The sequence below is a fragment of the Embleya sp. NPDC055664 genome, from assembly GCF_053618075.1.
Genome location: NZ_JBSHGZ010000007.1, coordinates 277364 through 290349, shown reverse-complemented (window position 1 = coordinate 290349; position 12986 = coordinate 277364). Strand labels below are relative to the sequence as shown.

16 protein-coding genes are annotated in these 12986 nt (G+C 70.8%); 9 read left to right on the top strand and 7 right to left on the bottom strand.

Features of this window, described 5'->3' with window-relative positions:
- Positions 1–286: 286 nt before the first annotated feature.
- Positions 287–637 carry a hypothetical protein gene (locus tag ACWGR4_RS15640; protein WP_452131592.1) on the bottom strand — a complete coding sequence of 117 codons (351 nt, stop codon included), beginning with the start codon at positions 635–637 and terminating at the stop codon, positions 287–289.
- Between the two features lie 173 nt (positions 638–810).
- Between ACWGR4_RS15640 and ACWGR4_RS15635 the strand changes: the two genes are divergently transcribed.
- The 6 genes from ACWGR4_RS15635 to ACWGR4_RS15610 all read left to right on the top strand — a co-directional run bounded on the left by ACWGR4_RS15635 (position 811) and on the right by ACWGR4_RS15610 (position 7079).
- On the top strand, positions 811–1737 hold the full coding sequence (locus ACWGR4_RS15635; RefSeq protein ID WP_452131591.1) for an alpha/beta hydrolase: 927 nt from the start codon (positions 811–813) through the stop codon (positions 1735–1737).
- 1014 nt (positions 1738–2751) lie between these two features.
- On the top strand, positions 2752–3042 hold the full coding sequence (locus tag ACWGR4_RS15630) for an MTH1187 family thiamine-binding protein (protein WP_078976209.1): 291 nt from the start codon (positions 2752–2754) through the stop codon (positions 3040–3042).
- Positions 3043–3222: 180 nt separating this feature from the next.
- Complete coding sequence (locus ACWGR4_RS15625) at positions 3223–3738, top strand: SigE family RNA polymerase sigma factor (RefSeq protein WP_452131590.1); 516 nt, start codon at positions 3223–3225, stop codon at positions 3736–3738.
- Positions 3739–3893: 155 nt separating this feature from the next.
- Positions 3894–5210, top strand: coding sequence for a hypothetical protein (locus ACWGR4_RS15620; RefSeq protein ID WP_452131589.1), 1317 nt, complete (start codon positions 3894–3896; stop codon positions 5208–5210).
- Between the two features lie 488 nt (positions 5211–5698).
- Positions 5699–6529 (top strand): hypothetical protein, encoded by an 831-nt coding sequence (locus tag ACWGR4_RS15615; RefSeq protein ID WP_452131588.1) that lies wholly within the window; start codon positions 5699–5701, stop codon positions 6527–6529.
- A gap of 76 nt (positions 6530–6605) precedes the next feature.
- Positions 6606–7079 (top strand): RrF2 family transcriptional regulator, encoded by a 474-nt coding sequence (locus ACWGR4_RS15610; protein ID WP_452131587.1) that lies wholly within the window; start codon positions 6606–6608, stop codon positions 7077–7079.
- Here the strand turns inward: ACWGR4_RS15610 and ACWGR4_RS15605 are convergent.
- Positions 7009–8001 (bottom strand): LysR family transcriptional regulator, encoded by a 993-nt coding sequence (locus ACWGR4_RS15605; protein WP_452131586.1) that lies wholly within the window; start codon positions 7999–8001, stop codon positions 7009–7011. The two genes, ACWGR4_RS15610 and ACWGR4_RS15605, sit on opposite strands and share 71 nt — an antisense overlap.
- A gap of 134 nt (positions 8002–8135) precedes the next feature.
- On the opposite strand from ACWGR4_RS15605, the gene ACWGR4_RS15600 reads away from it, so the two are divergent.
- Positions 8136–9134, top strand: a complete 999-nt coding sequence (locus ACWGR4_RS15600; RefSeq protein WP_452131585.1) for a nitrilase family protein — start codon at positions 8136–8138, stop codon at positions 9132–9134.
- A gap of 35 nt (positions 9135–9169) precedes the next feature.
- On the opposite strand, the gene ACWGR4_RS15595 is transcribed toward ACWGR4_RS15600, so the two are convergent.
- On the bottom strand, positions 9170–9505 hold the full coding sequence (locus ACWGR4_RS15595; RefSeq protein WP_452131584.1) for a zinc-binding dehydrogenase: 336 nt from the start codon (positions 9503–9505) through the stop codon (positions 9170–9172).
- A 42-nt stretch (positions 9506–9547) separates the two neighbouring features.
- Here ACWGR4_RS15595 and ACWGR4_RS15590 point away from each other — a divergent pair, with 42 nt between their 5' ends.
- The gene (locus ACWGR4_RS15590) at positions 9548–9853 is read left to right on the top strand and encodes a hypothetical protein (protein WP_452131583.1); all 306 of its coding nucleotides are present in this window, start codon (positions 9548–9550) and stop codon (positions 9851–9853) included.
- An 8-nt stretch (positions 9854–9861) separates the two neighbouring features.
- Here ACWGR4_RS15590 and ACWGR4_RS15585 read toward each other — a convergent pair whose 3' ends face one another.
- Both ACWGR4_RS15585 and ACWGR4_RS15580 read right to left on the bottom strand, forming a co-directional pair.
- Entirely contained in the window at positions 9862–10176 is a 315-nt protein-coding gene (locus ACWGR4_RS15585) for an alcohol dehydrogenase catalytic domain-containing protein (protein WP_452131582.1), read from the bottom strand.
- A gap of 144 nt (positions 10177–10320) precedes the next feature.
- A complete protein-coding gene (locus ACWGR4_RS15580; RefSeq protein ID WP_380003390.1) occupies positions 10321–10845 on the bottom strand; it encodes a PadR family transcriptional regulator in 525 nt (174 codons plus the stop codon).
- 101 nt (positions 10846–10946) lie between these two features.
- Between ACWGR4_RS15580 and ACWGR4_RS15575 the strand changes: the two genes are divergently transcribed.
- Positions 10947–11489: a hypothetical protein gene (locus ACWGR4_RS15575; protein WP_452131581.1), complete on the top strand. Its 543-nt coding sequence runs from the start codon at positions 10947–10949 to the stop codon at positions 11487–11489.
- A gap of 114 nt (positions 11490–11603) precedes the next feature.
- Here ACWGR4_RS15575 and ACWGR4_RS15570 read toward each other — a convergent pair whose 3' ends face one another.
- Positions 11604–11900 (bottom strand): hypothetical protein, encoded by a 297-nt coding sequence (locus tag ACWGR4_RS15570; protein WP_380003388.1) that lies wholly within the window; start codon positions 11898–11900, stop codon positions 11604–11606.
- A 96-nt stretch (positions 11901–11996) separates the two neighbouring features.
- Positions 11997–12983: a hypothetical protein gene (locus tag ACWGR4_RS15565; protein WP_452131580.1), complete on the bottom strand. Its 987-nt coding sequence runs from the start codon at positions 12981–12983 to the stop codon at positions 11997–11999.
- Positions 12984–12986 lie beyond the last annotated feature (3 nt).

The window sequence follows — 12986 nt, the reverse complement described above, 5'->3', positions numbered from 1 at the left end:
CCACCACTGCGGCTCGTGGTCGGCACCGACGCGAACAGCTCGCAGGGGTGGGTCGTTTCCGTTGAAGGTGGGTTGGCGAGTGGGAACGGTTGGAGATTTCTGGATGTCTCTTGGTATTTGCTGTCTACGCGGTGCGGTCGAAGTGCGGTGACCGGCGGACGGAGGTCGATGCCGAAGGGCACGCGGGTGTGGTCCGTGGTCGAGGTCTTTGGGGTTCTGTGGGTGGCAGCCCTGGAGGGGCCTACGACCCGATGCCGCTCGGGTGGCGGGGTGGGTGGAGCTTGGGCTAGTGAAACTCGTGGACCAGTTCTATTCGGCCGACTATGTGTTTGTTGAATTCCTGGAGGTCTTCGGCTGGGACCCAGAGTTCGAGGATGGATTTGCCGCCGGCCTGGCGGACCGGGTAGCGGATTACGTACTCGGTTTCGATCTGGAAGCGGGTTACGTAGCCGGAGCCGGAGGCGGGGACGTTCCAGTCTCGGGCGATTTTGATCGCGTAGTCCTCGTTGAGGACCGGGTAGAAGATCGGCTGGTCGGGCAGCCGGGCCGGCCACGCGGTCCAGCCGGACTCGCGTACGAGCTCCAGCTCGGCCGGTCCGGTCGGCCGCCAGAGGGTCGTCGTGGGGATGGCGTTCATGGGGTTATGGTGCGGCCGCGGGTGGGTGGGGTGGAAACGGATTTCGCAGGTGGGATGGGGCCGGGCGGGGTGGGACTCGGGTGGGGTGGCGGGCGAGTGACTTGCGCCTCGATCGGGTGGGATCTGACGGGGCGTCATAGAAGTTGGCGGCGGGCGCTGCTAGCTTCCGCGGCATGGATCACCGCATAGACCCCGAATTGCTCGCGGTCCTCCCGTATCTGCCGACCGTGGACATCGCCGAGCCGGCGGCGTTTCGGGCGGCGCAGCGGGCTCGGGCCCAGCCTTTGCAGCGTCCGGACGGGCTCCTGGTCGAGGATCGGGTGGTGGCCGGGGGTGTGCCGGTGCGGATCTATACGCCGACGGCTGCGGTGGAGGCGGCCGGGGCGGGTGGGGCGCTCGGGGTGCTGGTGTGGTTCCACGGTGGTGGGTTCGTGTTCGGGGACATGGACAGTACGGATGGCAGCTGTGTGGCGACCGCCCTTGAGGTGGGCTGCGTGGTGGTGAATGTGGAGTATCGGCTTGCGCCCGAGGATCCCTTTCCGGCGGGCTTCGATGATGCGTGGGCGGTGCTTCGGTGGGTGGCGGAGCATGCGGCGTCGATCGGGGCGGATGCGGGGCGGATCGCGGTCGGCGGGGTGAGCGCGGGTGGCGGGTTGGCCGCGGCGTTGGCGCTGCGGGCGCGGGACGAGGGTGGGCCGGCGCTGGTGTACCAGGTGTTGGACACGGCGGTTTTGGATGATCGGTTGGACACTCCCTCGATGCGGGAGTTCGATGCGACGCCGTTGTGGAGTCGTCCGCAGGCGGAGTTGAGTTGGCGGTACTACCTGGCGGGTGCGGAGGCGAGCGCCTACGCGGCGCCGGCGCGGGCCGAGGATGTGGCGGGTTTGGCGCCCGCGTACATCACGGCCAACGAGTTCGATCCGCTGCGCGATGAGGCGATCGAGTATGCGGTGAGGTTGATTCGGGCGGGTGTTCCGGTCGAGTTGCATCACCGGCCGGGTACGTTTCATGGCTCCAACGCGATCCCGTCGGCGGACGTCTCGCGGCGGGCGCTGGAGGACATCCGCCGCGCCCTGCGGGCGGCTTTTCGGGTCGAGTAGGCGCACGGTGGGGCCGGGGCGTGGAGTGCCGGGTCTCCGGCGACGGCGTCGGCACTGGGCCGGGGCCGGCTCGGGGCTGCGGCATCGATCTCGGCCGTGGGATCGCGGGGGCGGGGCAGCCTCGGGAGCCGAGATTCGGGCTGCCTGTCACCCGAGGCCAAGGCACGGGCGCCGGTTCTGCGGCGGGAGGCCGCGTCACCGGCACGGTCGCGCACGAACCGGCCGGGGCTCCCGCCTGGGCCCGTGACGAGTTCCCGGGTCCGGTCTCCGATCCGGTGTCGGACGGTGTCCTCCGGGCTCATCGGGACCCGGAGGCCGGGGCGTAGCTGCCGGCGTCGTCGGAGGTCAGGGCTTGGCTCCGTTTGCCGGAAGCCGAGCCGGGGCCGCCGGCGGCCGCGCGAGCCAGGGCACGGAGGCCGGTCATCCGGGGGCTGGGGCTCCGCGGCCGGACATCGAAGGCTGCGGCATGGTCGCCGATTGCGAAAGCGAGGGGCCACCAGCCGTCGAACGCCAAGCACAGCCGCCGACCGCAGAAGACGAAGGCATGACCGCCAGGTGCCGAAGGCGGAGGCTCGGTCGCCGAAACCAAAGGCATGACCGCCGATCGCCGCAGGTCGGGGCTCGGCCGCCGGTCGCCGGAGCCCAGGGCTCAGCCGCCAACGGTCGACGGTGAAGGCACGGCCACCGGCCGTGGAAGGTCACGGCGCAGACGCCGATCGCCGCGACCAAGGCTCGGCGGCCAACCGGCGAACTTCGATACACGGCCGCTGATCGCCGAAGGCCGGTGTGCCGCCGCCGGTTGTCGGAGGCGGAGGTGTGGCCGCCGGGCCTCGTTGTGGCCGGCTCTCGGGGTGGGCTGGGTTGGTCCCGGGCGCGGGTTGGGGATTGGGGCGGGTGGTTTGGGGGTGGTTGGGGGTTGGGGTGGGTGGTTTGGGGGTGGCTGGGGTTTGGGGAGCGGCGTGTGGGGCGTCCTACGCTGGGGGTGTTCGGGGTTGGGATGTGGAGGGTGTTGTTGTGATCGTTGCGTTTTCGGTTTCGCCGTTGGGTGTTGGTGAGGATGTGGGGGAGGCGGTGGCGGCTGCGGTGCGGGTGGTGCGGGCCAGTGGGTTGCCGAATCGCACCGATGCCATGTTCACCTCGATCGAGGGCGAGTGGGACGAGGTGATGGCCGTGGTCAAGGAGGCCGTCGAGGCGGTCAAGGCGCACTCGAATCGGGTGAGTCTGGTGCTCAAGGCGGACATCCGCGAAGGGGTCGTCGATGGGCTGACGGCCAAGGTCGAGACGATCGAGCGCTACCTGGCCTAGCCGGCCCGATCGACGCGCCGCCGATGAGACATGGCTTTCGGTCCGTCGGGGCGCTGTGGGCTGTCCGGATCCGGGCATCCGGCCGGCTTCCCGGACTCCACGGGGCCGCGCGGGGCGCGATGTAACGTTTTTGCCGGCCGGTCCATTTCCCCTGGTGACGTCGACGAACGGGGGACATCGATGGCCGGCGGAAGCGATGCGGACTTCCGAGAGTTCGCCGCCACGCACAGCCGCAGGTTGTTCCGTACCGCGTGTCTGCTTACCTCTGGTGACTGGCACGGTGCCGAGGACCTGCTTCAGGAGACACTCGGCAAGCTCTATCCGAAGTGGCGCAGGATCGGCCGGATGGAGTGGCCGTTCGCCTACGCGCACACCACGTTGGTTCGCACCTACCTCGAACAACAGCGCCGCAAGAGTTCCACCGAGCGCGCCACCGACAACGTGCCGGAGCGTGCGGCCCGCCCGACGGGCGATCCCGAGTTGCGGCTCACCCTGCTCGACGGCCTGGCCGAGTTGGCTCCGGGGGATCGGGCGGTGCTGGTGCTGCGCTATTGGGAGGACCGCTCGGTGGAGCAGGTCGCCGAGATGTTGCATCTGTCGGCGGGAGCGGTACGGGTTCGCTCCCATCGGGCGCTCGATCGGCTGCGGACGGTGCTGGGCGATCAGTTGCCGGATCTCGCCCTCGATCGCAGTTGAGTCTCGATTGATATCGGTGAGCGCCGATGGCACCGGTGACACCCGCGACGCCGAGGGCGCACTTGAGCGCGCATCGGCGCGGCTCTGCGGCGCCGGCGCCCCGTTCTACCCCCGCATGCTTCCGCATTCCTAGTGAAAGGACCGGTGATCTCACCGTGCCCTCTGCCGGTTTTGAGTACCACGACCCCGACTTCGAGCAGGCGCTGCCGGGGGCGCTGAATGCCGTGGTCGATACCTTCCCGGCGTACGACCCCGAGGTGATCGCGCGCGGCGTCGCACGCGGCAAGCGGATTCGGCGGGTGCGGCGTATCCGGATCGGGGCCGCCGCGTGTGCGATGGCCGTCACCGTGGTGGGCGTCGGGGTCGTCCTCGATCGGGCGCTGGAGACCGATGCGTCCGCGGCCTCACGGCGCACGCTGCCGGACGGCGAGATGCCCTCGGCCGGGCCGGTGACGGGCGATCAGATGATCGCCGTCTTGGAGAGCCTGCTGCCCGCCAAGGGGAAGATCAGCGAGGTCTCCGGCGGCGGGTCGCAACTGAGGCCCCAGGACCCGCCGTTGATCAGTCGGAATCCGTTCGCACAGCTCGTCTACACCGACTCGGGCGGCTCGACCGGGGTCCGGGTGATGCTGGCCCGCCCCGCGCCCGACAGCCCGGAGAGCCGCATCGCGGACTGCGGTGCCGTCGACGGGCGCAGGCCCTACGACGAGTGCACGAGCAGGCGGCAACCCGACGGATCGAAACTGAGCGTGGCCAAGACCGTCAACGGCATCACGGGCGCGCCCGGGCAACGGCACTGGCGGGTGATCCTGGACCGACCCGACGGCGGTCGGGTCTCGCTCGACGCTTTCAGCGGCGGGGCGCGGGACCAGTGGACCGGTGACAACCCGGACGGCGTCGGCGTCGGCCGGGATCCGCGATTGACGCTCGACCAGCTGACCAGGATCGCGACGGACGCACGCTGGGTACGTGGGATCGACGCCCTGCCGACACCGGATCGACGGATGCTCAGCGTCCTGCAAAGCGTTCTTCCCGCCGGTACCGACGTCACCGCCAAGGGTGAATCGGGGCAAGACGCGACGGTCGTACTCCGGGACGGGAAGGGGCTGACGAACCTTTCCGCGAGCGTCCGGATGACCGCCGGGCCCCTGGAGTCCTGTGCGGGAATTGCCGATTGTCGGACCAAGACCCTGCCCGACGGCTCCACGACCTTCGCCGCCCGGCAGCCGGTGGGCAATGCTCCTCCGGAGTTCGTCCAGTGGCGGGCGGCGATACGCCACCCGGACGGGCGCACGGTCCGGCTCAACGCCGGCAACAACGCCCATCCGGGGTTGGTCGTCATCGACCACGACGACTATCCGGGGATCGTGATGGAAGGGGACATCAGGCAACCGAAGGCATCGCGCACCGAACCGGGACTGAGTCTCGATCAGTTGGAGGCGATCGCCGCCGATCCGCGCTGGACGCGCTGAGGTCCGACGGCGCGGCGCGGAGCACCCACGGAGTGGGTGGACGGACGGGCAGGTCGCGAGCCGGACTCCCAGCCGGTCACGTACCTGCTCGCCCATCCCACCAAGCATCGGCCCGACCTCACACGTACCGAACCACCGTCCGTCGCGTGGTCTGTCCGAAGTGCGTGAAACCGGTTGTACGGGAGGCGATTTCGGCGAGTTGGGCGTTTGTGCCGGTGGGACCGTCGATGCGGTTTTTCGTTGTGCGGACACCGCGCCCTCTAGGACCCACTAGGCCGGCCGCCCCGAAGGGGCGGCGGCCGGCCCTAGGTGAAAAACCACCCGGGAGAACGTCACTCGGGTGGGTGATTGACGGCAACTGCCGCAGCACTGTGTGCTGTTCCGTGTCCAAAGCGTGAGTCATCCAAAACGTATTTCGGCCCTCGCTGGTGCAACGAACACCGGTGCGAGGGCCTGACCACTCAACGAGAGGCAGGACCCTCATCGTCATGGCTAATTCCCAGCGTACTGATGTCCCCGCTCCTGTCGAGAACCCCGCCGCCGCCGTGTTGGCCCGATTCGGCGGTCTCTCCGGATGGGCGTTCGAAGCCGCCATCCGCTACGAGGCCGCGCCTCCCGGCACGCCGATCTCCATCGAGAGCATCCGCGAACTCCTCGGCGTGGGCACCCACATCGCCCGCCGCGTGCTCCAGGAACTCACCGACGCCGGTATCGCGGTGGCCAAGCGCTTAAGGGATTCGGCGACCGGGCGCCTGCTCGGTCGTCTCACGGAGTGGTCCGGGCCGCGCGCGGTCCGGGGCGCTCCCGAGGCAGGTTCACCCTCCGCCCCGAAGGCCGCCCCGAAGGCCGGGCCCGACACCGCGCCGAACACCGCGCCGACGGCCGGTCCCGAGCCGGATCCCGCCGTACGCGCCCTCGAACTGCTCCGCTCGCTGGCCGACGTGGACGAACGATTGGCCTTCAAGGACCGGGAGTTGCGTACCCTCGTGCCGTTCGTCCAGGCCCGCTTCACGGCCGGTGCCACCGACGACGAGGTCTTCCGGGAGTTGACCGACGACCTACCGCCACCGAGCCGCGAGCTCAAGACCGGCCTGCTGCACTTCCGCCTCACCCGTACCCCGCCACCATCGACGGCTCCGGTGATCCCGGCCCAGTCGCGCCGCCCGCGCCTGGTCGAGTGCGCCGACTGCGGGCGCCCCGGACCCGACCTCGTCCCCGGCGATCTGTGCCGCCACTGCCGCACCGGCACCACGCCCGTTCCGCTCGACGGCTTCGCCCGCGCGAAACGGCTGATGCAACTCGCCGGCCTGCCGCTGTGACCGTCGCGGGTGGAGCCATCCGAGGGAACGGGGGTTGTCCCGGGTATTCTGGATGGGTAGCGTCCAGCATATGCAGATGAGCGAAGGCGTGGAGTGGGCGCTGCACAGCTGCCTGAACCTGGCGTGGGCCGAATCGGGCACGGCGGTGACGGCGACCAAGCTGGCCGCGTTCTACGGCCTGCCCGCCGCCTACCTCAACAAGCAGCTCCAAGCTCTCGCCCGCGCCGGCATCGTCACCTCGACCTCCGGCCCACGCGGCGGATTCCGGCTGGCCAAGGCCCTGAAGGACATCACCCTGATGGACGTGGTCGTCGCCATCGAGGGCCCCGACGCGGCCTTCCGCTGCCAACAGATCCTGCGCAACGGCCCCGACGCCGACCCGACGGCCGACTACCGCACCGCGTGCGTCATCGCGCAGGCGATGTCCCGCGCCGACCTGGCCTGGCGCCGCGAACTCGCCGCGCAGACGCTCGCCGACATCAGGGCGACGGTGGAGTCCCGCTCCCCCGACACCCCGGAGCTGACCCGGAACCGGCTGGCCGCGAAGTAGCCCCGCGCCGCCGGACGAGATCGCGCACGACGGCGAGGAAGTTGTCCCGCACCCGCGTGCCCCGCGCCGGATCCCAGACCGCGCCGATCCGCCAGGAGACAGCGGCCGAAACGACATCCGAGACCGCGCCCGAAGCAGCACCGCCCTCGATCGCCGTCACCTCGACCGTCGACGACGCGATATCGGCCGCCCCCGCCGGCACCAGCGCCACCCCCACCCCCGCCGCGACCAGCGCCAACACCGTCTGGAGGTCGGACGCCTCCTGAACCGGCTCCGACCGAGCATCGAACTCTCGCTCGAACAACTCGATCTGCCGCACCAGCCCCGGCCCCTTCGCCCGGGTGAGCCGCACCACCGGGCGCCCCCGCAACCACGCGGCGACCCCCACCGGATCCGTCGGCGGCGAATCCGCGTCCCGGGGCGCCGCCACCGCGAGCGTGTCGGTCAGCACCACCAACCGGGCCAGGTCGTCCGGCGCCGGCAGCCGTACGAAGCCCACGTCGAGGTCGCCCCCGCGGACCGCCTCGATCTGACTCGCGGAGGACATGTCCTCCAACGAGATCTCCACCCCCGGAAAGCGCCGGCGGAAGGCCGCCACGGCCTGCGGCGCGAGATCGATCCCGGACAGCCCGAACCCGACCGCCAGGCTGCCCGCCTCCCCACGCCGGAACTGCCCGGCCCGCCGGGTCAACTGGTCGGCCCGGCGCACCAGTTCGCGCGCCTCCGGTAGCAGCGTGGCGCCCAGCCGGGTCGGCTCGGCACCGTGCCGCCCCCGGGTGAACAGGGTGCCGCCGACCTCCGCCTCCAGCGCGCGGATCTGCTTGCTCAGCGCGGGTTGGGTGATCGACAACCCCCGCGCCGCGACCCCGAAGGCACCACAGTCGGCCACCGCGACCAACGCGCGCAGCAGCCGAATGTCCATGTCGGGAGTCTAGGCGGCGATCCATTCCGTTTGGTTATCGAAGTACCCCGAAGTTTCATTGGACCGGAATGCCGAGGTACGGCTGTGATGGAGGTCGGAACGACCATCAGCCACCCCACGGACAGGAGTCGTCGATGTCGACGGAGCAACTGCGCTGCGCGTCGGTACAGTTCGAGCCGCGCCCGGACGACAAGGCGTACAACCTGGCCCGCGTCGAACACTTCACCCGCCGCGCCGCCGCCGACGGGGTACAGCTCGTCGTAGTCCCCGAGATGTCCCTCCTGGGCTACTGGCACCTGCGTCGGCACCCCGCCGAGCGGCTGCGCGAACTCGCCGAGCCGGTCACCGGACCCTCCGTCACCCGCGTGCGCGAGCTGGCCGTCGAGCTGGGCGTGGCCGGCGGCCTGGGCTTCCTGGAGCGGGACGAGGTCGACGGGCGGCTGTTCAACTCGTACGCGGTGTGCCTGCCCGACGGTCGGGTGCACCGCCACCGCAAACTGCACGCGTTCGAGCACGAGGCCGTCTCCAGCGGCGACCGGTACACCGTCTTCGACACCCCGTGGGGCGTGCGGGTCGGCATCCTCGTCTGCTGGGACAACAACCTCGTCGAGAACGTGCGGGCCACCGCCCTGCTCGGCGCCTCGATCCTGGTGGCACCGCACCAGACCGGCGGTACCGACTCGCGCAGTCCGCACGGCATGCGGCCGATCCCGCCGGCCGTGTGGGAGAACCGGCACCGGGACCCGGCCGCCGTCGAGGCCGCGTTTCGCGGCGACAGCGGCCGGGGGTGGTTGCTGCGCTGGCTGCCCTCGCGGGCCCACGACAACGGCCTGGCCCTGATCTTCAGCAACGGGGTGGGGCGCGACGACGACGAGGTCCGCACCGGCAACGCGATGATCCTCGACCCGTACGGCCGCATCCTCGCCGAGACCTGGGCCGCGGCGGACACGATGGTCACCGCGGACGTCGACCTGTCCCTGATCCCGCTGTCCACCGGCCGCCGCTGGCTCAAGGGCCGCCGCCCCGACCTGTACGGCGTCCTCACCCACCACTTCGGCGACGAACGCGACGCCAGGACCGCCCGCTTCTCGCCGGACCCGGCGGCGGTGACCCCGACGGTGCTCCCGGACTGACCCCGGGGCCGGCTCGGCGCTCGGCCTGCCCTCGATCAGCCCTCGGTCAACCCGACGAGTTTGCCCACCGTACGGCCGAGTTCCATGTCGGTGTGCGCGCGGCGGATGTCGCCGAGAGCGTACGTGTGGATCGGCCCGAGGCTGATCCACCCGGCGGCGATCTCGTCGAGGTGGCGCTGCAATACGTCGGCCGGCAGATCGCCGCTCTCGCCGCCGTAGGCGGTCAGCCGAACCCCCTTCGGGAGGTAGCCGATCGGATAGAAGTCGGGCACGATCCACTCGTTGGACAACATCCCGGTGAAGCACACCGTCCCGTGCACCCGAGTGGCGGCGAGGGTGTCCGGCAGGGTCGGTGTCCCGACCAACTCCAATGCCGCGTCGACCCCTTCGGGATACAGCGCGCGTACGGCGGGATGGCACCGTCGTCGACCAGGACGTGGTCCACCCCCTGGGCCCGCAGCACCTCGACGTTCGCGGCGCGGCGCGTGGTCGCGAGCACCGTGGCGCCGATCCCCTTGGCCGGCGCCGCCGCGGCCAGGCCCACGGAGGAGGTCCCGCCGCGAATCAGCAGGCTCTGCCCGGCGCGCAGGTCCAGCCCGGTGGTCGACGAGCCGTATGCCGTCTGCAACGTCTCCGGAACCGCGCCGATCACGTGCCAGGGCAGGTCCGACACGAACCCGATCACCTGGTCCACGGGTACGAGCGTGTACTGCGCATAGCCCCCGTCTTAGGTCCGCCCCATGTTGCCCATCATGGTGGCCACCTGCCGTCCGACCACGAGGCCGCCGTCGGCGTCGGCCGGATCCAGCGCGTCCACGACCCCGACCGCCTCGATCCCCGGCACCCGGGGAAACGTCACGCCTTCGGCCAGTCCGGGCCGGGTGTGCAACTCCGAACGGTTCAGCCCGAACGCCTTCACCGCGATCCGCACCCACCCCGGCCGCACCTCGGGCATGGCCGGGTCCCGCAGCACCAGGTTCTCCACCGACCCGGGTCCGGTCAGCACCACGGCCCGCATCGTCGCGGCCGCTTCCACCTCCATGGCGAAGGATCAGGGCACCCGTCGCAGGCGTAACGGGGCGGGGGGATCCCGGCATTCCGCGAGCGACGGCGCGTCGACCGTTCGCCACTCGGCCGCGGTCCATCGGTAGGCGCCCGTCCGTCGGCAGACACCCACCGCACGCCCTCACGTCGTGGGCGGCGCCACCTGTTCCGCCGCCCACTCCGCCCAGTCGCGCTGCATCTGCGACAGGCGCAGGCCGTACTCCAAGGCGACGCGGCCGTACACCGACAGCGGGCTGTCGTCCCACGGCACGTTCGCCTCCACCTCGCGCAGCCCCGCGTTCCGCTCGGCCGCGACCTCGGCCTGGGCGGCCAGGTATGCCCGGGCCTCCGCCGGGGCGAGGGTGTCGAGGAAGAAGACACGCAGGAGCATGCTGCTGCGCCTGACCCGCTCGGGCTCGACCTCGACCAGCCAGTGGCGCAGTTCGGCCCGGCCGCTCTCGGTGATCGAGTATTCCTTGCGGCCGCGCGGCCCCTCCGCGGTCACGTCGAGCAGGCCCTCGGCGGAGAGTTTGCCCAGCTCGCCGTAGACCTGGCTCTGGGTCGCGGGCCACGCGTTGGCCAGCGACGTTTCGAAGGACTTCAGCAGGTCGTAGCCGCTGGCCGAGCGATTCGCGAGGAGTCCGAGGAGTGCGTGGCGGAGGCTCATGACGCGAACTTTACCACTCAGGATTGACATGTCGAAGTTGGAACGTCAAAGTTTGACCTGTCAGCAGCGGAGTGTCGAACAGAGGAACCCCGAGGAATCCCATGAACTACGTCCGCAACTTCGCTCCGTGGATCGTCTTCGCCGTCATCCCCTCGACGCACTGGCAGTGGGGCGCGCTCGCCGCGCTGGCCGCCACCGTGCTGATCGCCGCCCAGGACCACCGGGCGGGGCGCGGGGTCGACCTGCTCGCCTACAGCACGGCGGTCTTCTTCCTGGTGCTGACCCCGGTCGCGTTCGCCGTGCCGGACTCCGGCTTCCACCGCTATGTCGGGGCGGCCTCGTTCGCCTGGCTGGCCCTCACCGCCTGGGGCTCGATCGCCGTCGGCAACCCCTTCACCCTCGTGATCGCCCGGCGCTCCACCCCGCGTGAGATCTGGGGCCTGCCGATGTTCCACCGGGTCAACGTGGTGATCGCAGGCGTGTGGGCCGCGAGCTTCACCGTCACGGCGGTCGCGCTCTACCTGATCAAGGCGAACGACCTGGCCGGCGGGGTGGCCGTCGCCGCCCAGGCGGCCGGATTCGTGCTCCCGGCGATGTTCACCGCCCGCTACCCCGCGCTCGTCCAGGCCCGGTACGCCGGATGACATCGGCCGCCCCGCGAACGGCGCGGGACAAGCCGCCGACCGCAGGCACGGTGCGGGGGGAGTAACGCGACGGGCCGGGCGACCCGATTCCGGTGCGGGTCGCCCGGATCCGACTCAGCTGAACGTGTCGCTGACCGCGTTGACGCCGGCCGTCACGAAGTGGTCGACCAGCTCGGAGAGCGAGGACGCGACCTGCGTACCCGACAACATCACACCGGCCACGAACGCCAGGATCAGGCCCAGGAGTTTGTAGCCCTTGTGCGTGACCATGTAGAAGAGGATGAAGATGATCAGGATCGGGACCCCGACGGTCACCCCACGACCGACACTGCTCGTCTCGGTCGTCACCGCCTGGAAGTTGGCGATGTGTTCGGGCGCGGCAGCGGCCACGGCGCTCAGCGACATGTGCATGATTCCCCTCCGGTCCTGCGGTCGTCCGCCGGTCCCTGTTTGCCTTGGCGTACCCGTGATATGACGGTTCGTAAGCTACTCACGTCGCACGCACCGTCACCCGCCACCGATGGGGATGGTCGCCCCGGCCATCAGGCCGGCCAACACCCAGGCCCAGCGCATGAGTCGCACCAGGGGCCATTTGGCGCTGATGATCACGATCCAGAAGCCGGCCATCAGCCACAGGCAGAAGGCCGCCATGAAACCCGCCTCATGGGAGCAGTTCACCAGGAGACCGGCGCCGTAGTAGGCGGCCAGGCCGGTGGGAACCAGCATGACCAGGTCGGTACCGCTGAACGGCCGGGAGGGTCCGATCATGCCGCCGGGGCCGCCGTTGAACGGCGGCGGCACTCCGGGCTTGTCCGAAGTCCCGCCCTGTGTGCCGGAATCGGCCGATCCGCCGGCTTCGTCCCCGGCCGCCGAGCCGCGGCGGACGAAGCGGGCCAGGCCGGACGCCGGACCACTCGCGGCGGCGGGTGCCGCGTCGCCGGCGCCGAGCGCCCCGGCCGCGCCCGCCGCGCCCGTTGCGGTCGCTTTGGCGGTGCGGCGCCACGGCGGCTTGCGTGTGGGTGGAGCCGAAGTCGCGGGTGCCGCAGGAGCGTTGTTCCGCCCCGGGTCGCGGGGTTTCATCACATGCCGCACCGTGGGGCGCGGGGAAGGGCCGGCGGGGTCGGTGCCACGCTCGGCCGGATACGCCCGCGTGCTCTCCGAGTACCGGGCCGAGTCGGGGCGTTCGCCGGAACCGTCCCGCCCGGGGCGCGCGCCGGGAGCGCTCTTGCGCTCCGTCGTACGCCGGGACTCGGGCGCGGCCGCCGCGTCCCGCTCGCGCTTCCGACGCTCCCGCAAGTCGCGCCGCCAGGAGGGCTCTTCGTCCTCGTGTCGAGCGCTGCGCGACGCGCGAGCGGATCCGCGCGCGGGTTCGTCCCGGGGCGCGGGGAAAGCCGGTTCCTCGTCCTCGGGATCCGAAAGGTGGCGCCATCGCCGCAGGTCGCCGAGCCGAAGTCCGCGTGCTTCGGGGGGCGGTGGCGGTTCGTAGCCGCTCATCGC